23 protein-coding genes, 1 tRNA gene and 2 pseudogenes are annotated in these 23,032 nt (G+C 35.0%); 17 read left to right on the top strand and 9 right to left on the bottom strand.

Annotation, left to right across the window (positions count from 1 at the left end; translation table 11 throughout):
- The first annotated feature begins 83 nt into the window (after positions 1–83).
- The 6 genes from Q5W13_RS05505 to Q5W13_RS05480 all read left to right on the top strand — a co-directional run bounded on the left by Q5W13_RS05505 (position 84) and on the right by Q5W13_RS05480 (position 3,404).
- On the top strand, positions 84–1,193 hold the full coding sequence (locus Q5W13_RS05505; protein WP_304445634.1) for a phenylacetate--CoA ligase family protein: 1,110 nt from the start codon (positions 84–86) through the stop codon (positions 1,191–1,193).
- Positions 1,172–1,405 (top strand): hypothetical protein, encoded by a 234-nt coding sequence (locus Q5W13_RS05500; RefSeq protein WP_304445633.1) that lies wholly within the window; start codon positions 1,172–1,174, stop codon positions 1,403–1,405. Before Q5W13_RS05505 ends, Q5W13_RS05500 begins: the two co-directional genes overlap by 22 nt.
- An 87-nt stretch (positions 1,406–1,492) precedes the next feature.
- Positions 1,493–1,897 carry a sugar transferase gene (locus Q5W13_RS05495; protein ID WP_304445632.1) on the top strand — a complete coding sequence of 135 codons (405 nt, stop codon included), beginning with the start codon at positions 1,493–1,495 and terminating at the stop codon, positions 1,895–1,897.
- 86 nt (positions 1,898–1,983) lie between these two features.
- On the top strand, positions 1,984–2,124 hold the full coding sequence (locus Q5W13_RS05490; protein ID WP_304446594.1) for a hypothetical protein: 141 nt from the start codon (positions 1,984–1,986) through the stop codon (positions 2,122–2,124).
- Positions 2,125–2,359: 235 nt separating this feature from the next.
- Positions 2,360–3,070: an ATP-grasp domain-containing protein gene (locus Q5W13_RS05485; protein ID WP_304445631.1), complete on the top strand. Its 711-nt coding sequence runs from the start codon at positions 2,360–2,362 to the stop codon at positions 3,068–3,070.
- Entirely contained in the window at positions 3,057–3,404 is a 348-nt protein-coding gene (locus Q5W13_RS05480; RefSeq protein WP_304445630.1) for an ATP-grasp domain-containing protein, read from the top strand. Before Q5W13_RS05485 ends, Q5W13_RS05480 begins: the two co-directional genes overlap by 14 nt.
- A 391-nt stretch (positions 3,405–3,795) precedes the next feature.
- Here Q5W13_RS05480 and Q5W13_RS05475 read toward each other — a convergent pair.
- The 7 genes and pseudogenes from Q5W13_RS05475 to Q5W13_RS05445 all read right to left on the bottom strand — a co-directional run bounded on the left by Q5W13_RS05475 (position 3,796) and on the right by Q5W13_RS05445 (position 11,272).
- A tRNA-Arg gene (locus Q5W13_RS05475) sits at positions 3,796–3,869 on the bottom strand.
- 207 nt (positions 3,870–4,076) lie between these two features.
- Positions 4,077–4,430, bottom strand: a complete 354-nt coding sequence (locus tag Q5W13_RS05470) for a response regulator (RefSeq protein ID WP_304445629.1) — start codon at positions 4,428–4,430, stop codon at positions 4,077–4,079.
- 4 nt (positions 4,431–4,434) lie between these two features.
- Positions 4,435–5,997: a sensor histidine kinase gene (locus Q5W13_RS05465; protein ID WP_304445628.1), complete on the bottom strand. Its 1,563-nt coding sequence runs from the start codon at positions 5,995–5,997 to the stop codon at positions 4,435–4,437.
- Positions 5,998–6,269: 272 nt separating this feature from the next.
- A pseudogene (scpA, locus tag Q5W13_RS05460) lies at positions 6,270–8,382 on the bottom strand (methylmalonyl-CoA mutase).
- A gap of 29 nt (positions 8,383–8,411) precedes the next feature.
- A complete protein-coding gene (locus Q5W13_RS05455) occupies positions 8,412–9,800 on the bottom strand; it encodes a methylmalonyl-CoA mutase subunit beta (protein WP_304445627.1) in 1,389 nt (462 codons plus the stop codon).
- A 163-nt stretch (positions 9,801–9,963) separates the two neighbouring features.
- On the bottom strand, positions 9,964–10,131 hold the full coding sequence (locus Q5W13_RS05450; protein ID WP_304445626.1) for a sugar transferase: 168 nt from the start codon (positions 10,129–10,131) through the stop codon (positions 9,964–9,966).
- Positions 10,103–11,272 (bottom strand): sugar transferase, encoded by a 1,170-nt coding sequence (locus Q5W13_RS05445; RefSeq protein ID WP_304445625.1) that lies wholly within the window; start codon positions 11,270–11,272, stop codon positions 10,103–10,105. The genes Q5W13_RS05450 and Q5W13_RS05445 overlap by 29 nt, the downstream gene beginning before the upstream one ends.
- 906 nt (positions 11,273–12,178) lie before the next feature.
- Between Q5W13_RS05445 and Q5W13_RS05440 the strand changes: the two genes are divergently transcribed.
- The 11 genes and pseudogenes from Q5W13_RS05440 to Q5W13_RS25710 form a co-directional block, all read left to right on the top strand.
- Entirely contained in the window at positions 12,179–12,802 is a 624-nt protein-coding gene (locus Q5W13_RS05440; RefSeq protein ID WP_304445624.1) for a glycosyltransferase, read from the top strand.
- A complete protein-coding gene (locus Q5W13_RS05435) occupies positions 12,771–13,157 on the top strand; it encodes a glycosyltransferase (RefSeq protein WP_304445623.1) in 387 nt (128 codons plus the stop codon). The genes Q5W13_RS05440 and Q5W13_RS05435 overlap by 32 nt, the downstream gene beginning before the upstream one ends.
- Positions 13,158–13,164: 7 nt before the next feature.
- Positions 13,165–13,701: a glycosyltransferase family protein gene (locus Q5W13_RS05430; RefSeq protein WP_304445622.1), complete on the top strand. Its 537-nt coding sequence runs from the start codon at positions 13,165–13,167 to the stop codon at positions 13,699–13,701.
- Positions 13,664–14,332: a glycosyltransferase gene (locus Q5W13_RS05425; RefSeq protein ID WP_304445621.1), complete on the top strand. Its 669-nt coding sequence runs from the start codon at positions 13,664–13,666 to the stop codon at positions 14,330–14,332. The genes Q5W13_RS05430 and Q5W13_RS05425 overlap by 38 nt, the downstream gene beginning before the upstream one ends.
- Before the next feature lie 9 nt (positions 14,333–14,341).
- Positions 14,342–15,481 carry a polysaccharide pyruvyl transferase family protein gene (locus Q5W13_RS05420; protein ID WP_304445620.1) on the top strand — a complete coding sequence of 380 codons (1,140 nt, stop codon included), beginning with the start codon at positions 14,342–14,344 and terminating at the stop codon, positions 15,479–15,481.
- A 4-nt stretch (positions 15,482–15,485) separates the two neighbouring features.
- Entirely contained in the window at positions 15,486–16,085 is a 600-nt protein-coding gene (locus Q5W13_RS05415; RefSeq protein ID WP_304445619.1) for a coenzyme F420 hydrogenase/dehydrogenase beta subunit N-terminal domain-containing protein, read from the top strand.
- Complete coding sequence (locus tag Q5W13_RS05410) at positions 16,069–16,896, top strand: Coenzyme F420 hydrogenase/dehydrogenase, beta subunit C-terminal domain (RefSeq protein WP_304445618.1); 828 nt, start codon at positions 16,069–16,071, stop codon at positions 16,894–16,896. Before Q5W13_RS05415 ends, Q5W13_RS05410 begins: the two co-directional genes overlap by 17 nt.
- Positions 16,893–17,447, top strand: coding sequence for an LbetaH domain-containing protein (locus Q5W13_RS05405; protein WP_304445617.1), 555 nt, complete (start codon positions 16,893–16,895; stop codon positions 17,445–17,447). Before Q5W13_RS05410 ends, Q5W13_RS05405 begins: the two co-directional genes overlap by 4 nt.
- Complete coding sequence (locus Q5W13_RS05400; protein ID WP_304445616.1) at positions 17,447–18,352, top strand: glycosyltransferase family 2 protein; 906 nt, start codon at positions 17,447–17,449, stop codon at positions 18,350–18,352. Before Q5W13_RS05405 ends, Q5W13_RS05400 begins: the two co-directional genes overlap by 1 nt.
- A 306-nt stretch (positions 18,353–18,658) precedes the next feature.
- The gene (locus tag Q5W13_RS05395) at positions 18,659–19,843 is read left to right on the top strand and encodes a glycosyltransferase (RefSeq protein WP_304445615.1); all 1,185 of its coding nucleotides are present in this window, start codon (positions 18,659–18,661) and stop codon (positions 19,841–19,843) included.
- 456 nt (positions 19,844–20,299) lie between these two features.
- A pseudogene (locus tag Q5W13_RS25710) lies at positions 20,300–20,413 on the top strand (putative colanic acid biosynthesis acetyltransferase); the annotation flags it as partial.
- Between the two features lie 645 nt (positions 20,414–21,058).
- On the opposite strand, the gene Q5W13_RS05385 reads toward Q5W13_RS25710, so the two are convergent.
- Complete coding sequence (locus Q5W13_RS05385) at positions 21,059–21,715, bottom strand: acyltransferase family protein (protein WP_304445613.1); 657 nt, start codon at positions 21,713–21,715, stop codon at positions 21,059–21,061.
- Positions 21,716–21,751: 36 nt separating this feature from the next.
- A complete protein-coding gene (locus Q5W13_RS05380) occupies positions 21,752–23,008 on the bottom strand; it encodes a WcaI family glycosyltransferase (protein WP_304445612.1) in 1,257 nt (418 codons plus the stop codon).
- Positions 23,009–23,032 lie beyond the last annotated feature (24 nt).

Here is a 23,032-nt window from a genome sequence, read left to right as displayed (position 1 = left end):
TTTTTAGAGGAGTTTTTGTTAATTTTTAGAATGTTTAAACCCTATATTTCAAACTAAAAAAATTACAGGGAATTGTCCATATCATGAAGCAGCTTGCCGAGAAACTCCGAAATAAAATCTTTTGGTCATTAGATGCTCTTAAAGGAGGTAAACTTATTGCACATTATAGGGATATTGCCCAAATATTGGAAAATTATGACACGCCGGAGTCCCAGAAAAGAAGGGCGAATCTTCTAAAACAGCTGTTAAAGCATGCTTCTGCTACTACGGAATTTTATAAAGAGTATAAAAATCTTCAGAATCTTGAGGACTTCCCTGTAATAGATAAGTGCATTATCCGGGACAATTTTGATGCTTTTCAGTCAACAGAATACATAGATAAATCTAAACAGAAAGTTTCTACTAGTGGGTCTTCTGGCACTCCGTTCATGGTATATCAAAATAGCAATAAAGTAATCAGAAACCGAGCGGATACTATTTATCTTCAAGGCATAGTAGGCTTCAAGATTGGATATCGCCTGTACTATATCCGTCAATGGTTAGAAAAGTTTCGGTTGAATAGCTTGACGCGAAGAATGCGTAATATAGAGATGGTCAATGTAGCGGATTTCTCTGATAATTATTTAGAAAAACTTATAGCAAACCTGAGAAAAGATACCTCAACTAAGGTGCTTTTAAGTTATTCATCAGCCTTGCGGGAAATCTGCAATTATCTTGAACGTGTAAGTGCAAAACCTATTGAAACTAATATTTCATCTATAATCGCTATGGCAGAAGGTTTAAGCGATGATACAAGAGATAAACTCATCAAGTATTTCAATACAGATGTATACTTACGCTACTCTAACCAAGAAAATGGTATTTTATCGCTACAACTCTCTAAAATAAATAACAGTTTACAGATAAACTGGGCTAGCTATTATATTGAAATTCTTCATCCTGAAAAAGATATTCCCATGGAGTATGGGGAATTGGGTAGGGTAGTGGTTACTGATTTATTTAATTATTGCATTCCTTTTATTCGATATGATACAGGTGATTTTGCCATAATGACCCAAGATGGTGCCTTCTTCAATGAATCCCCTGCTTTCTTGAGGGTCGAGGGTAGGAAAATGGACATTATTTATGACACCCAAGGTCTCTCGTGGTATCCGGTTACAACATTCATCACTTGGAATCGCATCCTGATATAAAACAATTTCAATTTGTTCAAGAAGACCGAGCTAAATATTATATAAAGCTAGTGACAGAAAATCGTCTGAAAAGTGAAGAGATAATTATTAATCACTTCAAGACCTTTTTAGGAACTGATGCAAGCATAGAAATAGTTTATGTTGAAGAAATAAAACAGCTTGCATCTGGTAAAAGAAGATTAATTATAAATAATTATCAAAAAGGTAATTAATGAAAAGAATAATTTTTAATTGAAATGCGTTAATTTATTGGGAGTTAAGACGATAATTTTAAATGATAATACCCATCTAATATAATAATGTATAAAGCCTTTATTAAACCCTTATTTGACTTTTGCGTTGCTCTTACTGCGTTGGTTTTGCTTTCGCCAATCTTCATTGTAATATATTGTATTTTAAAGTTTGGTAAGAATCAAGAGCCTTTGTTTTATCAACCCAGACCTGGAAAGAGGGAGGAGGTTTTCTATATAATTAAGTTTAAAACAATGTCAGATGAAAAAAACTTAAAGGGAGAACTTTTACCTGATGATAAAAGACTTACCCGTATAGGCGCGTTAATGCGAAAAACATCGTTAGACGAAATTCCTCAACTCATAAATGTTCTAAAAGGAGATATGAGTTTGGTTGGGCCAAGACCCTTACGAGTAAGGTATTTGCCTTATTATACATCTAGAGAAAATTTGAGGCATGATGTAAAACCATAGACATTACTGGTCTAGCCCAAGTTTCTGGTAGAAACGTCATATCTTGGGACCTTAGATTGGAACTTGATGCAGTGTACACAGAGAAAATGAGCTTTTTATTTGACTGTAAAATTCTTTTAAAGACTTTGGTCAAAGTTTTTGATAGTTCGGTTGTCGAATTTTCCGATGGGCCTGATAGTTTAGATGAGTATAGAAGTGATAAAGTAAAACATGGTTCTATAGAATAATAGGGTGTAGACTATTTTTTTTTTTGGCTTATTTTTTTTGCAATAAATTTAGCTAAATATTTAATTTAGAAGGATTTAGTAATTGACGCTTTAATAATAAAAATTTTTATTTTTTCACTCTTGTTTAATTTTGACGTAGTGTAGTATAATCTAGATTAATCAAACTCTTTTGGGGAATTCCATATATGGAAACATCCCCTTTATTACCAAACTTCGTATTAAATAAAACTAGATTATGAATATTTTATTTACCTGCGCTGGCAGAAGAAATTATTTGATAGATTATTTCAAAAAAGAAATTGGCAGCAATGGTAAAATTATCGTTGTAGATTCTGATTGTACAGCCCCTGCGCTTGCTGCTGGCGATGTAGCAATTAAGATGCCATCTCTATATCATCCTGATTATTTGAACGTTCTCAATAACGTCACAAGGGATTATAATGTTGATTTAGTTATTCCTCTAAACGATCTTGAGCTGCTTTTAATGGCCGAAAATAAAGCGCTCTTGGAAGCGCATAAGGCTAAGGTTGTTGTTTCCGAAGCAAACATTATATCCTTCTGTGCGGACAAATGGCAAACTTATAATTTTTTCAAAGACTTGAGCATAAAGACCCCTCTTTCGTTTCTAAAGATAGAGGATGTAGTGGAAGCCTTATCTAAGAAAATTTTGAGTTATCCAATTATATTAAAGCCTAGGTGGGGGTCTGGTTCTATAGGTATAGAGGAAGTCCGTAGTGAAGAAGAATTGTACTATGCTTATAAGTTGCTTTTAATCAAAATTAAGAGGTCAGTTATAGCCAATATGCACGATGATGATTTAGTTGATACAATAATTTTTCAACAAAAATTAGATGGTCAAGAGTATGGTGTGGATATACTCAATGATTTCAATGGGAACTACAATAGCGCATTCGTAAGAAAAAAAAATAGCCATGCGTGCCGGTGAAACGGACAAGGCCATTACTGTCATAGATAATAAATTTTCAGAAATAGCCCAGAAATTGGGAGAGTCTACAAAGCATATTGGAATTATGGACTGTGATTTTTTTGTTGTGGACAATGAAATTTATTTCTTGGAAATGAACCCTAGGTTTGGTGGAGGGTATCCCTTTTCCCACGAGGCCGGTGTAAATATACCTGCTATATACCTTACATGGTTGCAAGGGGATTTGGATATATCAAAATATATAAACTACAGACCATATTGCACATTTTCTAAATATGATAGGATTATTAAGGTCGTGGAACAAGAAAAACTCAATCTCTACCCTTTAACGTAAAACAGAAAAAAATAGGTATGCATTATATGATGCGCGCTATAAACATTTTACTCTTCCTCTATTTGAGCATTTAGCAGCGTCCTGTTTATTGCTAAACTGTGTGCTAATGCTACTTGCGTGAATTTATAACAGATTAGTATCATAAAAGAAATGATTCCATTGGCATTATTGCTTTCAAATTCTATAAGACTTACTCTGCAAAATGAGGTTGTATTATAAAAATATAATATTGGTTATTGATTTCCAATTTTTGATATAAAATTGGAGCATCAATAGCTAACGCCGTAAGAAGATTGACTGGTAAACGCTTACAATCTATGCCATTGAAATTAACTTGATTATAAGACATAAAAAAAAGGCTTCCAAGAAATTGGAAGCCTTTTGGCTTTAGTGATGGCACTAGGATTCGAACCTAGGACCGCCTGCTTAGAAGGCAGGTGCTCTATCCAGCTGAGCTATGCCACCATTTTTAAAGCGGTGCAAAGATAGTTTATTTTCTCAGAAAAATAACCCTCATAAGTTCAAAAAATATACTTTTCATGTAAAAAAAATAAACCTAGCGAACATAGAACGCTAGGTTTGAAAGTGTTTGCAGTGTGAAAAAGTGAGTTTTTTTTCGCTGTAACTAGAATTATTTGGAATTTTCAAGCTTTGCTTTTAATAGTTTTTGTCTTATAATTTCAAATTCCCTGTTGAGTTCATACTCATCAATAGGTTTTCTGAGAATATGAAGAGGTTCGGTTTTTTTGCATTTTCTAAGGTCGTGTAATCAGAATTTCCAGTTATGTATACAAAAGGGGTGTTAAATTTTTCTTTTAGTATCCTGGCGGTCTCAATACCATTTAAGCCTCCAGAAAGCCCAATATCCAGAAGAACCACATCTGGCGTATATTGCTCTACGGTTTTAAGGGCGTCTTCACCATTGTCCGCAGTCTTAACGTGAGTTTTACCTGCATTTATTATGATATGTTCTATGAACATTTGAATAATTAAGTTGTCTTCTACTATTAGGACTTTTAGTTTCATAGCATTATGATATCTGTTCAATTTCTTGAAACGTTATTATATAGTGTGTACCGTTCTCGGTATTATCTTTCTCTATGTTTCCTTTTAACTGTAGTGTAAGCATATGAATCAATTTTAGACCCAAAGATTTGGTGTTTCTAAAATCTATTTTATCAGAGAACCCATTACCATTATCTCCTATGTGCATTAAGAAATTAGGATATTTTAATTTTTCAAACTTGATTGTAATTTGTCCTTTATCTATATTTTTAAATCCATATTTTAAAGAATTGGTTATGATTTCATTAATCATAAGACCTAGTGGTACGGAGGTGTCCAAATTTAAATGAAGCTCTTCTGAGTCAACCTCTAAATCAATTTCCTTATCTCCTCCTTTCATGGAGCATATTAAAGTAGAGGCTAATTGCTTTGTATAATCTGCATAATTTATTTTACTCAAATCTTTGGATCTATATAGCATTTCATGAATAATGGCCATAGAGTTAATACGGTATTGGCTATATCTAAAAAGACCTTTTATTTTATCATCTTTTATAAAACTAGACTGTAAGCTTAAGAGACTTGATATGACCTGCAAGTTGTTTTTTACTCTATGATGTATTTCTTTTAATAGCGTATCCCTTTCGTCTAGTCTGTTCTTTATGGTTTTGTTTAAAGAGTTAATGTGTTTGTTCTTCTTATAGAGCGTGTAAATAATACTTAAGAATAAGAGTATTCCAACGGTTAGAACACCTGCGGCTATGTAGGTAGATCTTTTATATTCTGCTAATTGTTGTTGAATGGAGAGAATATTTGGTTTGGTGTAAATTGTCCAATTTTGATTCCCTTCCAGACTTATTTCTCTTTGATAATAAAAAGCATTGCCAAATCGGTCTTTTTTGGTAAAATCAGTTTTTGTTGTAGTATAGAGGTTTTCACCCTCGCCACTATAGAAAACTTCGTTTTTAGAATTCAGAAATGTAATGTCTTGGTCTTTAAAACTATCAAGCCAGCTCTTTGCATTTAGATTAAGGCCAACCATGCCATTTAGTTCTTTGTTTAGGTGAATAGGTGTAAAAAAGCGAATGGTAGGTCTATATGGAATTTCTATCGTATCATTTTCAATATTAAGGTCCATGTTAGAAATATAAACATCGCCTTTTTGTAAGGTCAATACTTTTTTAAAGTAGTCTCTATGGCCTTTATATTGAAATTTAGAAACAACGGAACTGTCCTTATTGTCTACCCTTATAATTTCCATGCCCTTTGAATCTATTAATCTAGCTTGGAAGTAATTATGGTCTATGTCTAGGAAATGGGATAATTTTTGTTCCGTTAATTTAAGTGGCGTACTGGTGTGTAAATCCAGTTCTATTAGGTCTCCTAAAAATGCTACATTTCTCTTGCTTATTTTGTAGAGTTCAAAAAGTTTGGACTCCGCATCTTTAAGCTTGTTTTTTGCAGTTATTTCTTCAACAAGGGTAATATTTTTATGAAATAATTTAATGCGTTGAACGGATAGATTCCATATAATAACACACGTAATCATAAAGAGTATAGTGGCCGTGATTATTAACTTTTTCCCCATGAGGTAAGCAATTGTAATTATTCTATATCTGATGTAGTTTTCGGGGATTTTACATATGTAGATAAACTTGATAACTGTAATAGTTCCTTTAAATTTAACATAAAACTACTTGTTGACATGTTAAAACATGTTAAAATTGTAGTATTATTAGTACAAAAATGAACTATTTTGCAAGTTTTAAAACAATTAAAGTAAAGTAGGTAATTCGTACTTCTTTGATTATTAGTGAAATATATGTGAAGAGATTAATTATGCCCTAGCAGTGAAATTTATTATTGTTCGTCGTTTATCAAGATTTCTAGAACAAGAATGGCAGCCTCGGTAATCTTTGTGCCGGGACCAAATACAGCAATTGCACCACTTTCAAACAAAAAAGGATAGTCTTGTTTGGGGATGACTCCGCCCACCACGACCATAATATCATCACGGCCATACTTCTTCAATTCTGAAATAACTTCGGGTACTAGCGTTTTATGACCTCCTGCCAAAGAGGAAACTCCAAGAATATGTACGTCATTCTCTACGGCTTGTTTAGCTACTTCTGCGGGAGTTTGGAAAAGTGGTCCTATATCCACGTCAAAACCTAGATCGGCATAGCCTGTAGCAATGACTTTAGCGCCTCGGTCATGACCGTCTTGTCCCATTTTTAATTAGAATACGTGGCCGTCTTCCGTCTAGCTCAGCAAATTGGTCCGAAAGCCTAGAGGCTTTTTTAAAACTCTCGTCTTCTTTTATTTCTTTTGAATACACCCCTGAAATAGATTGAATGTTCGCTTTATACCTGCCAAAAACTATTTCCAGAGCACTACTGATTTCTCCTAGAGTTGCTCTGTGTCTAGCGGCATCTACTGCTAAAGCTAATAAATTTTCATCTGAACTAGATGGTTGAGCTGTAGAGTCTTTAGCCATTACCATTTTCTGATGGGCAGCATCCGTTAGTTTTTTAAGTGCGTCTGCTACTTTTTCTGTATCTCGACTTTCTTTTATGCTAGTTAAACGCTCTAATTGTTTTTTGCGCACCGCATTATTATCTACTTCCAGAATTTGAAGGCCATCATCATCTTCCGTCTGATATTTGTTAACTCCAACAATAGTATCTTGACAACTATCTATTCTAGCTTGTTTTTTTGCGGCTGTTTCTTCAATTCGCAATTTGGGTATACCGGCTTCTATGGCTTTGGTCATACCTCCCATTTCCTCAACTTCTTCAATAAGTTTCCAAGCTTTATGGGTAAGGTTTTCTGTTAGTTTCTCCACATAAAAACTACCTGCCCAAGGATCAACCGTTTTGGTGATTTTTATTTCTTCTTTGAGAAATAATTGCGTGTTTCTGGCTATCCGTGCAGAAAAGTCTGTGGGTAGTGCTATGGCCTCATCCAGTGCATTGGTATGTAGACTTTGTGTGCCGCCCAATACGGCAGATAATCCTTCTATGGTGGTGCGAGCCACATTATTAAAGGGGTCTTGAGCAGTAAGACTCCAGCCGCTCGTCTGGCAATGCGTCCGAAGCGACATCGATTTATTGTTCTTCGGATTAAATTGCTTTACCAACTTGGCCCATAAAATACGGCCTGCCCGTAGCTTGGCAATTTCGGTAAAATGATTCATGCCAATACCCCAAAAGAAAGAAAGTCTGGGAGCAAAACTATCAATATCAAGTCCGGCTTTTAAACCAGTTCTAATATATTCAAGTCCGTCTGCTTAAATGTACGCCAATTCCAGTTCGGCCGTAGCACCTGCCTCGTGCATATGATAACCAGATATACTTATACTGTTAAATTTAGGCATGTGCTCACTGGTGTATCTAAAAATATCGGAAATCATATCCATAGAAGGCGCAGGAGGGTAAATATAGGTGTTGCGCACCATAAACTCCTTTAAAATATCATTCTGAATGGTTCCTGTCAATTCTTTGAGCGATACGCCCTGTTCTTCGGCTGCAACAATATAAAATGCCATAATAGGGAGCACTGCACCGTTCATGGTCATAGAAACGGACATTTTATCCAACGGAATTCCATCAAACAAAATCTTCATATCCTCCACAGAATCTATAGCCACGCCGGCCTTACCTACATCACCAACAACGCGTTCGTGGTCACTATCATAACCACGGTGTGTTGGTAGGTCAAAAGCAATAGAGAGACCTTTTTGGCCTCCTTTTAAGTTTCTTCGGTAAAAAGCATTACTCTCTTCAGCAGTAGAAAATCCTGCATATTGGCGTATGGTCCATGGGCGCTGCACATACATAGTGCTGTAAGGCCCACGTAAAAACGGAGGTATCCCAGCAGCAAAATTCAGGTGTTCTAAATCCGTCTTACCTTGTTCGGCAATTGATTTATCTGCCGTTTTCTTAAAGGAAATATGTTGAATGTCTTTTCTCATGTAAATCTCTTTCTTGCCACTGAATGGGTTTATTTCCCTTGCCAACCTTCACTTTTCAATCGTTCTTTTTCCAACGTCTCAGTTAGTCGTCTTTCTAGAATGGGCTCGATCAATGTTTTCTCTTTTCGCTGGTTCAGAAAAGGGAATACTTCAAGCTGGTCTTTCATGATATCCTTTTCACTAGTATAGGCATTGGAGCCTACAAGAATTTCTTTAGAAGAGTTAAACTTCTCTTGTTCTTTTTCGGCACTCTCCTTTAATTTTTTATGAACGGTATGGTATTTTAATTGTTTTAGAAAACCACCGTTGGCTTCAATATCCTTAAAGAGGAGCAACCCTTTTTCCGCAAGTTGGTCCGTAATATTTTCAATATAATAAGCGCCTTCTGCAGGATTTTGCAGTTCGTCAAAATAACTCTCCTCTTTTAGTAAAACCAGTTGGTTTCTGGCAATACGTTCCGCAAACTCGTTATTTTTATGATAGATAAAATCATATTTGAGGTTGCAAACGCTATTCGCTCCGCCCAATATAGCCGCCATACATTCCGTAGTAGTACGGATCATGTTCATGTTGTAATCGTAAAGTGTCTTGTTTCGTTTGGAAGGCATTGCCTCTATATGGCAATCCGAAACAATTCCGTATTCAGCCGAAAGTAATTTCCAAAGTCTACGAAGTGCCCTGATTTTTGCGATTTCAAAGAAATAATTACTGCCTACAGCTATTTTGAAGGTAATAGTATCTATACTGGATCCAAAGTGATTTAGATATTCATTGGCGTGGGCTAGTGCATAGGCCAGTTGCTGAACCATAGTGCCACCGGCATTCTGATAAAGTGCGGCATTTATGCTAATGATATTCTTTGGTCTTTGAGTAGTTGGTGTTTGTAAAAGGGTATACAGATTTTGAAGATCCTGCCCCATGTTAATAAACCAATTTCCTTTGGATGCCAGTTGTCCAATGGGGTCTATGTGAAAGGAAATATGTTCTTTTTCAATTTGAGTGGAGTTGGCAAATTTTTCTAAATCATCAGTCAATAGGCTTTCAAACTGACAGTGAATAGAAATAGTAGTATAATCAATATTTACTAAAAGCGACTTGAAATCAACATTTACTGAAGGCAATGTGAATAGAATACTTTCGGCACCACCCTTAATAGCGTTCAGAGCACTTTTGTTGGCCAAAGTAATATCTTTAACTACAATATGCTGTGTAATTTTCCAAGGTGCTAGGACTGCTTTATGGGAAGTGGTATGTAGTTGAGTATCATCTGCATGATAAAAGGGTTTAACCTTAATACCTTCGGGCGATTCCCAAACCAATTCTTGATTGTAATCCGCACCTTTAAGTTCGTATTGAATGTTTTGCTTCCACTCTTTTGCGGAAACCTTTTTAAAATCGTCGAACAGTTTTTGTTTCATGCCAATGGAATAATCCTAATGTTCATGAAAAGTACGATTTTAAGAGGTACTTTAAAAGTATTTCCTATTTGGTGTTAAGTTTGGATAAGGAGAGATGAACTTATCGTAAAATAGGATTTAGGCACTTTCTAATAAAGGCTTCTATACATGCGGTTTAGGTTTTTTAGTAAGCCTTGCCTTCTCCTCTAACCGCATTTACTACCGTTTGTAATACTATTCTTATATCAAGTCCCATAGACCATTTTTCAACATAAAATATGTCTAGTTTGGTTCTGTTTAAGATATCGGCTTTCTCTTCTATTTCACCTCTGTAACCACTTACTTGTGCCAACCCTGTAATTCCTATACTTTACAAAGTGTCTTACTAAATACTTATCTACAGATAATTCATAATCCATGGTGTGTAGTTCCATATGAGGTCTTGGGCCAACAACACTCATATTACCCACAAAAACATTAAAGAATTGCGGTAGTTCATCTATACTGGTTCTCCTAATGAACTTACCTACTTTAGTAATGCGCATATCTCCTTTGGTGGCCATTTTGGTGTCTGCATCCGTAGAAGGCCGCATAGACCTAAATTTGTAGCACCAAAACGTTTTGCGTTTTAGGCCGTGTCTTTTTTGTTTAAAATAGAGGTCTCCAGGAGATTCTAGTTTTATTAAAACATACATTAAAGGTACTAACCATGAAAGTAGGGTAACGATAACTAAGGAAGAAAATAAGATGTCAAAAGTGCGTTTGGCAATTCGGGCAAACTCGGTATCTAAAGGTACTTTTCTAAGGTTTAAGACAGGTATGTTGTCATAAAGTTCAATAGACATCCCTTTGGTGTAAATCTCTTTATTGTCCGGAATGATTTTAATTCTGATAAGGTTGTTGTCTGCAAAATCAATTAAGTTGTGAAGCTCCTTTTGGTTAAACTCGGCCGCCGAGCAATAAATCTCGTCAATTCTATTTTCTAGAATATAAAGAAAACAATTAACGATTGGCCCTAAATAGGTCTCGCTCCTAGATTCTTTGTCGTCAAAATAGCCATGGTACCTATAGCCTAATTCTGGCTCGTCAAAAACTTTTCTTATTTTCTTTAAGTTTTTATCTCTACCAATAACCACTACGTTTACAGAGTTACCACCCCATAAACGGTATTTTCTTCTAAACCAAAAGAAAACTACCCTAAACCATATTAAGGATAAACAGATAACGCCGTAAACTACAAGCTGATACTCAAGAGATTCATATATTTTACCCGTTATACCAAACAGCGCAAAATAGGCAAGACCGTAAATAAGATAGAGTTGGATTACTTTACGAATATTGGTAAAGAACTTTTCTTTTCTGGATCTAGAATAATACTTGAGCCCGTAGGTAATGAGTAACCAAGAAATATTATAGTGTAGGATATGATAAAAATTACTGTAGGTCTCAGGAGTAAGGAAAAGCAATAAGCCATTAAGAATACACAAGTGCATCGTTAACGTTATTGGTAAAATTAAATCTGAATTTTTTAAACCTCTCATTTCCTAAATCAAGTAATTATGGTAACCGGGTTGTCTTTTTAATTTTTGGGATTCAATCCAAAAAAAAATAACATTTTAATACGGTTACAATTTCATGAACTACTTCTTTTTTTAGAAGTCGTTTCACTAGTGTTTTTTTTGATTAAAATCTATAGTAACATAGAGTTTAGTAGGAAGTTTGTAAGCTTTGGGGGAAGCTTTAATATGTGTATTCAAAGGTATTGTATAACCCAGCATATGCAAAATTAATGCCACGATTTGGTTAGTAAAAAACAGGGTTTGGGCGTATTTTGGATTTGCATTTTAACGACCACTCCTGTTTTTTGTTATACTTGGCAAAGGTTGAATGTTTTTCACTTTTTTTTTGTGATGAAAATGGGGCCTCTCGGTCAGATACGTTTAAAATCGGTGAAGGTAAATTCATGATGTAAAGTAGGTTTGTATTATGCTAACATTACATTTACGTTAAATGTAATTCACTTGGATTTTTAGTCGGCTATTTTTAAAAAGTTTACAGGTGTGTTCTCATCGCTATTCTTTCTTTAAACAGACATGATAAACAAGAATTGCGGAATTTTAAATTGCATTTAGTGGCAACTCTTTAAAAGTTTGGTTAATACCTAAAATAATGTAAGAATAGTTTGATATTGCCTCTTTAATAATTGATATTTACCCGCTTAAATTGAGATTGATTTAAGTTTGTAGTGGTAGTAGAATATCTGCCATTATAATTTTGAGATTTCCCCCCGATAAATCAATCTTAATACTGCTAGAATTCTAAAAACGATGATGCAGTTATCAGATTTTTTAGGATTGAATCTTGTGGTAAGAATAAAATAAATAGAACTAATTTTTAAGATGAAAATCAGTTATTTTTTTCGCAATCCAAGGGTGGGTTATTCAATACATCGCGTTTTTAGAACTTTAATTGGTGAGGTCACCAAATCTGCAGAAGTCTCTATTTACGAAGTGCCTAGTGAGGGGTCAATGCCTTTAGATGTGGTAAAAAATAACATTTTCACCCATAAAAAAAGAGATAAGCAGGCCATTCACCACGTTACAGGTCATATACATGATGTGCTTATGGCACTCCGCGGAACAAAAACGGTACTTACGGTACACGATTTGGTTTTTTTAGATAATGTAAAGAACCCGATAAAACGATTTTATAAATGGCTGTTTTGGCTGTATGTTCCCGTTAAGATTGCAGATGAGGTGGTTTGTATTTCAAATCAAACTAAAGAGGGAATTCTAAATAAAATAAAAACGGACAAACTAACGGTTATTTATAATGCTGTTGATCCCATTTTTACTTTCGTAGACAGACCTTTTAACCAAGCTAAGCCCATCATTCTTCATATAGGTACCGGTTGGAATAAGAATTTAGCGCGTACAGTAGAAGCATTAGAAGGTATATCCTGCAAACTTAGGATTATAGGTAAGTTAAGTGATGACCAAGGTAGCACTTCTCAAAAAACATAAAATTGAATATACCAACCAGTGCGATTTGTCCGATGAGGATATTAGGGATGAATATATTAAATGTGATATTGTAAACTTTCCTTCTGAGTATGAGGGGTTTGGTATGCCGGTCATTGAAGGTCAAAAAACGGGTAGGGTAGTGGTGACTTCTAAAATGGAACCGCTTATTGATGTTAGCGCAGGTGCCGTAGCCTATGTAGACCCTAAAAATGTAGAATCAATTCGGGAAACGTATTTGAAAGTTATAGAAGATGATGCGTATAGAACTAATTTAATTGATTTAGGGATAGAAAATGCAAAACGGTTTTCTGTAGAAACCATAGCAAAACAATATTTAGACCTAATCAAAATTTGAGTAAAAAATGAGAATACTTCAAGTCATAGCTAGTATGGACCCAAAACACGGGGGCGTCTGCCAAGGCATACGTAATACTATTCCTGAGTTACAAAAAATGGGTATTGAGAGTGAGGTTGTTTGTTTGGACGATCCTAAAGCAGATTATTTGGGGCAAGATTCATTCGTAATACATGCCTTAGGAAAGAGTAAAAAGCTTTGGGGGTATCATAAAGACCTCATTCCTTGGTTGCTGGCTAATTTTAGTAGGTATGATGTGGTAGTGGTAAACGGGTTGTGGTTATACCAAAGCCATGCCGCCATAAAGGCCATGTTAACATACAGAAAGACTCATGATGTTTCCCCTAAAATCTATGTCATGACGCATGGCATGTTGGATCCCTATTTTCAAACGGCAAAAGACCGGAAGTTAAAAGCATTGCGTAATGACGTGTATTGGAAGGTGCTAGAGAACAAAGTAGTGAACGAGGCAGACGGCATACTATTCACTTTGCGAAGAAGAATTGTTGCTCGCTCGCACCACATTTCCAAATTACAAACCTAAAAGAGAAATAAACGTAGGGTACGGCATACAGCCGCCGCCAGCTAATAGAGAGGAGATGCGTGAGGCATTTGCCTCCCATTTACCACAATGGAACGGAAAGCCCTTTCTTATATTTTTAAGTAGAATACACCCTAAAAAAGGTGTAGATATGCTCATCAATGCTTACCGTAAATTAGAAGAAGAGTTAGAGGAAGTGCCGCAATTAATCATTGCCGGACCTAATGAACACGAGTATGGTAAAGAAATGCAAGCCTTGGGAGCTGCTTCGCCAAATATCATATTTGCAGGTATGCTAAGGGGAGATGCCAAGTGGGGCGCTTTTTATGAAAGCGAAGCATTTGTATTGTCTAGCCATCAAGAGAATTTTGGAATAGCCGTTGTGGAAGCCTTGGCCTGCAATAAACCTGTTTTGATCAGTAATAAGATAAATATCTGGCGGGAAATTGAAAAAGGACTGGGCGGTATAGTTAAGAACGATACTCAAGAAGACACTTATGATTTGCTGAAACAATGGTTTTTATTAGGTAAAAACGAGAAACAAGGAATGGCGTTGGCTGCACAAGAAGTTTATCGTACATGTTTTACTATGGAGCGAGCAGCAGAACAATTTATCAAGGGAATTAACAATTAAAGTTGCCAAATGAAAAAAACAGGAATCATTACTATTTTAAATGTAAATAATTATGGAGCCGAGTTACAGGCATTTGCTTTGCACCATAAACTCAAACATATGGGGTACGATAACGAAATTATCAACTACCTCTATTATAAAAACCCATTATATAAAAGTGAAGTCGATTCGAGACCTTTAATCAAAACATCAATAAAAAATAAATTAAAGGATTTTGCTTTAAAGTGGATAGATAAGTATAGTGCTTTTAGATATCCTGAAATTGCAAAAAAAAGAAAATTACGTTTTTTTGATTTTCATAAGGAACATACTTCTTTATCAAAAGTATATAAAAGCTATTCAGAATTGTATGAGGCAAAACTAGACTATGAGAATTATGTAGTTGGGAGTGATCAGGTTTGGAACCCAAATAATGGAACCAATTTAGCTCCTTATTTCCTGACATTTGCCCCAAAAGAAGCAAACAAGGTTGCTTTTGCTTCTAGTTTTGGGGTTGGTGAAATTAATGAAAGTTATTATTCAAAATATAAAGAATGGATTAATAATTTAGTTCATATAGGTACTAGAGAAACGAGTGGGGTTGAACTAATTAAAAATATAACAGGGAGAAGTGTTGCCCATGTTGTTGACCCAACCTTATTATTAACAAAGAAAGATTGGGAAGGCTTAATGGTGCCTTATAAACACGAAAACCCATACATCTTGTTGTTTATATTTAAGAAAAATAGCTACGCAGAAGAATTAGCATACAAAATACAAGAGAAAACGGGTTTTAAAATTATTCGTGTTTGTAAAAATGAGATGCCTTTAGAGTCCGATGATAAAATATTAAACATTAGAGACTTTGGACCGCTAGAGTTTTTAGGATTATATAGTGGGGCTAGTGTAGTTTTGACCACTTCTTTTCATGGTAGTGTTTTTTCATTAATTTTTGAAAAACCATTTTACACAATTACACCAGCTAGTAAAAACAATAATAGTAGACAGGAAAGTTTGATGAGGGTGGTTGGACTTGAAAATCGCCTGTTAAGAGAAGGTGATAATGTTGATTTAGACAAGTTGACCGATGTCGATTTTGATTACGTAAAAGAGAAATTAGGAGAACAAATTGACTTTTCAATAGATTATTTGAAACAATCTCTAAAATAATATTATGGGTTCAGAAGCTAGAATTAGTACGATAGAAAATGTTGTTGATGGAGGTTTTTGTGTGGGGTGTGGTGCATGTGCCTTTAGTGCCGGTACAGGAATGAATATTAATAAATATGGAGAATACACACCCGACTTGGATGCTTTAAATGAGAAAGGTCAGGAAGCTCTAGAAAAGGCTCAATTTGTATGCCCGTCTTTAAATCCTTCTTATAATGAAGATGTTCTGGCTACTGAATTTTTAGCTGATGAAAACTCTAATAAGAGTGAGTATATAGGATATTATGAGAATGTATATGGAGGTTATGTAAAAGAGGCCGATTATAGAAACAGAGGGACATCGGGTGGTTTCGGTACTTGGGTTGGGGCAGCTTTGTTTCAAAAAGGGATGATAGATGGCGTTATTCACGTAAAAGAGACTAAGAGAGAAAATCCTTTAGATCCATTTTTTAAATATGGTATAAGCACGACTTTAGATGAAATCCAAAATGGTGCAAGAACAAAATATCACGTGATTGAGCTTTCTGAAATTTTAAATTTAATTCGAGAAAAAGCCTGGAAAATATTTACTGATTGGAGTGCCCTGTATGGTAAAGGCTGTTAGAAGGGTACAATTAACGGATCCATTCGTTAAAGAATCTATTAAGTATACTTTGTCATTGGTTTGCGGTCATTTGAAGAGTATCAATTGGACCTTGTCATTGGCTTGGGGAAAAGGAATAGTACCGGAAAAGGCAACTAAGTTCAAATATAGGACAAAAGGAGAAGGTATATCAGCTAGAGCATACGTCTTCACTGCGTATAGTGATTCTCTGGAAATAGCGGAGGATTCAGCAAAAGTAATTGGAGGGAAGTTTAATCAAGGAGCACTCATGTTAGAGGCATGTAACTTTTGTGATGATGTAGTAGGTGAAACTGCGGATATAACTGTAGGTGATGCGTGGCTACCACAATTTGAGATTGATGCACAGGGAACTAATATGTTAATTGTAAGAAATCGAGAAATAAATGAACTCTTACAACAAAGTATTAAGGAAGATAGAGTCAACTTGGTAGATTTAACGGAGGCGGATGCGAAATATGCACAGGCCGGAGGATTTAGACAACGTAGAGAAGGATTGTCTTTCCGTTTAGGAAAAATGGATAAGCAAAACAAGATGCGGCCTGAAAAAAGAATTAAAGCAAACTCACACGCATTAACGGAATTGCGAAAGACAATCTATACGATGAGGGAAGGGGTTACCACTGTGTCAAGAGAAAGCTTTGTAAAAGCACTAGAGAATAATGATTATAGTATATATAATAAGCGATTGAAGATTTATCTTAAAAGACTTCGATTATTAGAGGTTGCAAGTTCAGCGCCTAGATTTATAAGTAAAAAAATAGCTACGCTGCGTCTAAAAAATAACATATGAGTGATTTGCATAATATGACGGATACCCGGCATAAATTTTCTCTATCCAATAAAATCGGTAGAGTAATTTGGGCAATTATTTGTTTTATATTATTTAAACCTTTTTCAATTCGTATTTTTCGGAAATGGAGAATTTTAGTTCTCAGAATTTTCGGAGCTAAGGTATCTTGGAAATCAACAATTCATTCAAGTGTAAGAATTTGGGCGCCTTGGAATCTGGAGGTTGGCGACTATTCATGTATAGGGCAAAGAGTTAATTGTTACAATCAAGGTCGAATAACATTAAAGAATAATGTTACTATTTCTCAAGACAGCTCGTTGTGTGCGTCAAGTCATGACTATACTAATAAATCACATGCTTTATTCTTAGCGCCAATTATAATGAATGATTCTGTTTGGGTTGCGGCAGAGGCTTTCGTTGGTCCAGGAGTAACGTTAGGCTCTGGTTCACTGGTTGGAGCTAGGGCTGCCGTTTTTAGGAATGTAGAGCCGTGGTCAGTAGTAGGAGGTAACCCTGCAAAATTCATAAAGAAACGCGAAATTAAAGAGTAATGAATTCTATAGCAACTATAATCCTTACCTATAACGAAGAGCAACATATTGAGCGTTGTATCAAGAACGCACAACAGTTTTCAGAAGCAATTTTCTTGGTGGATTCTTTTTCCTCTGATCGAACTGTGGAAATAGCCGAATCATTAGGAGCTAAGGTTTTTCAAAATAAATGGGAAAACAATTATGCCAAGCAATTCAATTGGGGACTTGAAAATTTACCCATTACTACAGATTGGGTTTTTCGTTTAGATGCCGATGAATATTTGATGGATGACCTTATCATCGAAATCAATACAAAATTACCCGCTTTAGAACCTAAATTTTCGGGTGTTGTTTTTGAACGAAAAATGTTCTTTCTGGACACGTTAATGACCAAGGGCATGTTGCAAATGAATATGTTACGGTTGTTTAAGTTCCGTCATGGTTTTTGTGAAGAGCGTTGGATGGATGAGCATATTATTCTCACAGAAGGAGAAAGTACGATGTTTGATGGCTATTTTGTTGATCATAATTTAAATCCTTTAGGGTGGTGGATTCAGAAGCATAATAATTATTCTATAAGGGAAGCTGTTGATTTATTGGATTTAGAATATCAGTTATTGACACCAAAGAGCAAGCAAGCGGAGCAGTACGCGCTATCTGCTGATGCACAATCCAAACGTAACAAGAAAAAGAAGTATGCTAATATGCCTTTATTTTGGCGCTCCTTTATTTATTTTGTCTACCGCTATTTCTTTAAGTTCGGTTTTACGCAAGGTAAAGAAGGCTTTTTATGGCACTTCTTACAAGGTTGGTGGTACCGTACTTTAGTAGATGCTAAAATCTTTGAGGTAAAAAAAGCTTGTGGCTCGGATAAAGAAAAAATTAAACAGTTCTTAAATCAAAATTATAATATAAAATTATAATAAATTCACTTTTTCTCTGCCCTCAATTAGTTTTTCTGCTCTTTGTCGAGTAAAACAGATTGTAGACTATAAAAGTTTGCTTCTAATCTGTGTCTGGCTAGATTAGTACTTTAATCTGTTGTTTATAGATTTAGTAGCCGTTTTTTTATTGCCCCTCCCCCCAAAAAAAGTCTAAGAATCAATTTTTATGCTCAAAATGCTTCTTTATATGAAGTTATTTTTAGCGAAGCTTTTCTATGATTTAGTATTTCGAGCGATAATAGACAAACGACTTTTACAAAGTACAATATTAACTACTAAAGTAAGATGGCAAATATACTTTTTGTAATCGGGCTATACCCTAATTATGGAGGGACCGAAAGGGTGACAACTGTATTGGCTAATGCGTTTGTTGAGAGAGGGCATGAGGTTTCAATAGCTTCATTTGAGCAACCTCATCCTGAATTAAAAGACGAAGAACTAAAAGCTTCAATTGATTTGTTGGAATTGAGTTTTCCCCTTCGTAAAAAATTAAATGGCAAACAATTAGAGGATTTTATTGAAGCCAAAAAGATTGATGTTATCATTAATCAATGGTGCTTACCCTATTATGTTACCTCTCTTATTAACAAGGCTAGAAAGAACCGAAATTGTATACTGATTTCTGTTTTACACGGGGTACCTAATCAAAATAAACGCTTGTTAACTATACTTGAGCGTAAAAACAATTCTAACAACGGTATCAAGAGGATTTTTTACAACCAGTTACATAAAGCTATGCTTTATGTAACTGGTTTGAATCTTAAATATGTATATAGACACAGTAATCAATATGTAGTGCTTTCAGAAAGTTTTATTGATACATTTTTAAAGTTGTCAAAAATTGAGGAAGATTCCAAAATTAGGGCAATTGCTAATCCAATTACCATAGATGCTCCTGATGGTTTTGAGCGTATAAACGAAACTGGCAAAGAGAATTCCATATTGTATGTTGGCAGAATGGATCATGCAAATAAAAGAGTTCACAGAGTTGTAGAAGCATGGGAGGAGATAGCAGTAAAACATCCGGAATGGAAGTTAATTTTAGTAGGTGATGGTCCTGAAAAATCAAATTTAGAATCCTACGTTAAAAAAAATAAGATAGAAAGAGTAGTATTTGAAGGTTTTAAAAAAGAAGCTCCAACAGAATATTATAAACAAGCCTCCATATTGTTACTAACCTCAGATTTAGAAGGTTTTGGATTGGTGGTTATTGAAGGTATGATTTACGGGGTGGTCCCCATTGTATATGGAAGTTACTCTGCTATTTACGATATTATAGAAAATGGAAAATCAGGATTTATAACTCCCGCTCCTTACAATAAAACAGAGACAATACATCAGCTTGATAAAATAATGACTAATAAAGAATTGAGAAGTAAAATGTCCCTTGCGGCTTATGAGCGCTCGCAATACTTTTCATTGGATACTATTGTAGATGAGTGGGAAAGTATGTTTAAAGAATTGAGCTAAACCTTGGATTCTTTATCTTGCCTAGTAAATACAACATTGAATATTTAAAAATGGATTTATCTAATTATAAAGAACCTAAACCTAATCATATCAAAAGGATAATTTGGTATGTAATTAACCGGACAATTTTTTATTTTCTTAGGAGCACCTCTCAGGACACTGCGAAATTTGCTGTTAAGAGCTTTTGGAGCAAAAGTTCCATTAAAGGTAATGGTCTACTCTTCTGCTAAAATTTGGGCTCCATGGAATTTAGAAATGGATGAACACAGCTGTATTGGGCCCAGAACTGAGATTTATAATAAGAATAAGATTATCATTGGTAAGAATTGTGTGGTTTCGCAAGGTGCTTATTTATGCACTGCTACCCATGATATATCAGATAGTAGCCACCCGCTTATTTCATCGCCCATAATTATGAATGATAAAAGCTGGATTGCAGCAGATGTATTCGTGGGGCCTGGAGTTACAATTGGGGAAGGAGCCGTTGTTGGGGCAAGGTCAGCTGTTTTTAAGGATGTGCAGCCTTGGACTGTGGTTGGAGGAAATCCTGCAAAATTTATTAAAAATAGAATTATTAAGAATTAATTACTAATCAGATGAATTTAACTTCTCAATTATAATTTAAATTGAGAAGTTATATATAAGTCGTTGTATTCAAATGCTCAACATTTTAAGGGTAATACTTCTTGTTGATTTTCTTATTTTGCCTCTTCTTTATTTAATTTATCATTATTTTTCTAAGAGCGGTTTAAACAAGGTGAAGGAGGCTTTTTATGATATTTTATATAAGGTAGTTGGTGCCGTACTTTAGTGGTAACTTAAATCTATGAGATAAAAAAAAGCCTGTGGCTCCAATAAAGAAGAAATGTTTCATTTCTTAAATTAAGATTTTTCTATGAAGATTTAAATGATTTATACAATTTATCTGTATTGAAAAGGTATTTGCTGATTCTTAAGGTATCTAAGATTTTTGAAGATAATATGCACATGATAAGCGTGAAGGTAGTTGCGACCACAGAGTAAACTATTCCAGAAGGATCTATATTTAGAAATAGAGTTTTAGAAGGTTTCATTATAATTATGAAAAATGCGTGTAATAATAAAATTATTAAAGTGTTCTGGCCAATCCATGCTACAGCCCTAATAGGCCAAAGATTACTAATAGAATTAGAGAGTGACCATAGAATTGCCATTACTACAAGGCAGTTGATGACTTCAACAGGTGAGAAAGTATAGATAGTAGATTGGGTATAAAAAAACAAACTTACTGCAATTAATATAACCGGACTGTAGTTGGGGAGTTTTTAGGTTTCTAGAGGTTAATTGTTGCAGTATATAGCCTACCATAAAGTAAATTGAAGTTCGTATTAGTACTAAGTTGTTTAAATCCAGTAGGATAAAAAATATAAAGCTTAAGAGGTATAACAGAAAGGTGTCTTTTTCAGGACTAATCTTATTGGCTATGATTAGAGTTAGATTAATTAAAATTAATGAGTGTAAAAACCAATAGGCGCCAGATGGGTGTAAAAACACATTATCTATAAAATCTATAAAGGTTTGAGGAGCAACATTATTAGTAGGAATTCCTATTCTTTTGACAAGTATAAGTCCAATCAAATAAATGGATATAAAGATGATATATGGAATAGCAATTCGTCTTGCAATATTTTCAAGTTGCGGTTTTACATTCTTTGAAATACTGAAAAAATATCCTGAAATTATCAGGAATAATGGCATATGAAAAGTATAAATAATATCTGTTATTTTATTTTGATAATCAGATAGGCTCCCAATATAGGTAATATGCCCGTAAATCATTAAAACTATACAAATACCTTTGATAAAATCAGGTGCGATTAACCGTTCTTTCATTTTTATTGCTTTGGTGTCATGTTGTCAATGAAAATTTTATATTAATTGTTCGCTGAAGGAGTGCATGACTTTATCGATGGCTAAGTACTGCTGTGCATAAGCCCTTGCAGCTTTTTTTATAGCATCATTTTCTTGACTCAAAAAAGCATTTAGTACCCCATCATTTAATGCTTCTTGATTTTCAGCCGCTACCAATAACCCCATATTATGTTTACGAACAATTTGATGTAAAGTAGAGGATGCATTTGCTGTGATAAGGGCTAGACCACCAACCGATAATATAGTGGTTAATTTAGACGGCATAACCAAATCGCTCGCTTTCTCTTTTTGAATAACTAAATGCAAGTTGGCCATGTTTAAAAAGCAATTAAAATCCTCTTTAGGCTGTAGAGGAAGAAAATGTATGTTCTTTAACTGCATTTCTTCTGCCATACGGCGTAAGTTCTTTTTATAAGGTCCAGTACCGCAAATGGCAAATTTTAAGCGCTTATGAGCTTCAAGGGCTTTTGCGGTAAAGAGAATAGCTTCCAATCCTTGTTTTTCGCCAATAGCACCAGAGTACAATACTACCCAATCGTCCGTTGCAAAACCAAATTTTTCTTTTAATGACCCGCAATCTTCCGTTATGGGATAAAAGCTTTTCGTCTCTGTCCAATTGGGGAAAAATAGCAACGGTTTTTTAGCTTTTTTTTCAATTCTTTCCATCATCCCGTCTGATATACTACTGACCACATCACTATGTCTAAATATGTACCGCTCCGTTCCATATAGAAGTTTTAGTAGCCGTGGGTTTTTAATTAGACCTAAATCTTGAGCCGCCTCAATCTGTAAATCTTGAATATGGTGTAAATGTTTTCCACCTCTTATGCTTTTATATAAAGATCCAAGCAAGCCCGATTGAAATGAGGGTGCAATTGAAATAACCCAATCGTATTTTTTTTGAAATAGCAAGGGTTGCATTCGTGCAAAGGCAGATACGGAGAAAGAGGTATCTAAAAGCATTCGTTTTAGGCCACTAGGTTTATTGGGCACGTACATAGGGCAACGGACGACTTTAAGTGTACCTCCGGAAGCAAAGCGCTGAACTTCGTTCTTATACCAAAATCTGTTTTTACGGTAAGGTTGCTGTATTTTCCAATAGGGGTAGTACGGATATGCTGTAAGCACAGTACAGTGATGGCCTTGTTCGGCTAACCACTCCATCATTTCCCCTGAGTATTTTCCTATCCCGGTTAATTCGGGAGCAAAATTATATCCAATAAATAGAACGCGTTTTGTATGTTTTGTTTCCAAGGTAAATAATTTTAAATGATAAAT

Source organism: Zobellia laminariae (assembly GCF_030553095.1).
Taxonomy (GTDB): domain Bacteria; phylum Bacteroidota; class Bacteroidia; order Flavobacteriales; family Flavobacteriaceae; genus Zobellia; species Zobellia laminariae.
This window is presented reverse-complemented; position numbering and strand designations above follow the sequence as displayed.

Bases quoted from the DNA above. Each gene is read 5' to 3' on its own strand.
- Q5W13_RS05490 (WP_304446594.1), top strand. From the start codon at position 1,984: ATGAGCTTTTTATTTGACTGTAAAATTCTTTTAAAGACTTTGGTCAAA.
- Q5W13_RS05395 (WP_304445615.1), top strand. From the start codon at position 18,659: ATGGCAAATATACTTTTTGTAATCGGGCTATACCCTAATTATGGAGGG.
- Q5W13_RS05485 (WP_304445631.1), top strand. From the start codon at position 2,360: ATGAATATTTTATTTACCTGCGCTGGCAGAAGAAATTATTTGATAGAT.
- Q5W13_RS05440 (WP_304445624.1), top strand. From the start codon at position 12,179: ATGAAAATCAGTTATTTTTTTCGCAATCCAAGGGTGGGTTATTCAATA.
- Q5W13_RS05410 (WP_304445618.1), top strand. From the start codon at position 16,069: ATGGTAAAGGCTGTTAGAAGGGTACAATTAACGGATCCATTCGTTAAA.
- Q5W13_RS05385 (WP_304445613.1), bottom strand. From the start codon at position 21,715: ATGAAAGAACGGTTAATCGCACCTGATTTTATCAAAGGTATTTGTATA.
- Q5W13_RS05470 (WP_304445629.1), bottom strand. From the start codon at position 4,430: ATGAAACTAAAAGTCCTAATAGTAGAAGACAACTTAATTATTCAAATG.
- Q5W13_RS05430 (WP_304445622.1), top strand. From the start codon at position 13,165: ATGAGAATACTTCAAGTCATAGCTAGTATGGACCCAAAACACGGGGGC.
- Q5W13_RS05435 (WP_304445623.1), top strand. From the start codon at position 12,771: ATGACCAAGGTAGCACTTCTCAAAAAACATAAAATTGAATATACCAAC.
- Q5W13_RS05415 (WP_304445619.1), top strand. From the start codon at position 15,486: ATGGGTTCAGAAGCTAGAATTAGTACGATAGAAAATGTTGTTGATGGA.
- Q5W13_RS05465 (WP_304445628.1), bottom strand. From the start codon at position 5,997: ATGGGGAAAAAGTTAATAATCACGGCCACTATACTCTTTATGATTACG.
- Q5W13_RS05445 (WP_304445625.1), bottom strand. From the start codon at position 11,272: ATGCACTTGTGTATTCTTAATGGCTTATTGCTTTTCCTTACTCCTGAG.
- Q5W13_RS05505 (WP_304445634.1), top strand. From the start codon at position 84: ATGAAGCAGCTTGCCGAGAAACTCCGAAATAAAATCTTTTGGTCATTA.
- Q5W13_RS05495 (WP_304445632.1), top strand. From the start codon at position 1,493: ATGTATAAAGCCTTTATTAAACCCTTATTTGACTTTTGCGTTGCTCTT.
- Q5W13_RS05420 (WP_304445620.1), top strand. From the start codon at position 14,342: ATGAAAAAAACAGGAATCATTACTATTTTAAATGTAAATAATTATGGA.
- Q5W13_RS05480 (WP_304445630.1), top strand. From the start codon at position 3,057: ATGCGTGCCGGTGAAACGGACAAGGCCATTACTGTCATAGATAATAAA.
- Q5W13_RS05400 (WP_304445616.1), top strand. From the start codon at position 17,447: ATGAATTCTATAGCAACTATAATCCTTACCTATAACGAAGAGCAACAT.
- Q5W13_RS05405 (WP_304445617.1), top strand. From the start codon at position 16,893: ATGAGTGATTTGCATAATATGACGGATACCCGGCATAAATTTTCTCTA.
- Q5W13_RS05455 (WP_304445627.1), bottom strand. From the start codon at position 9,800: ATGAAACAAAAACTGTTCGACGATTTTAAAAAGGTTTCCGCAAAAGAG.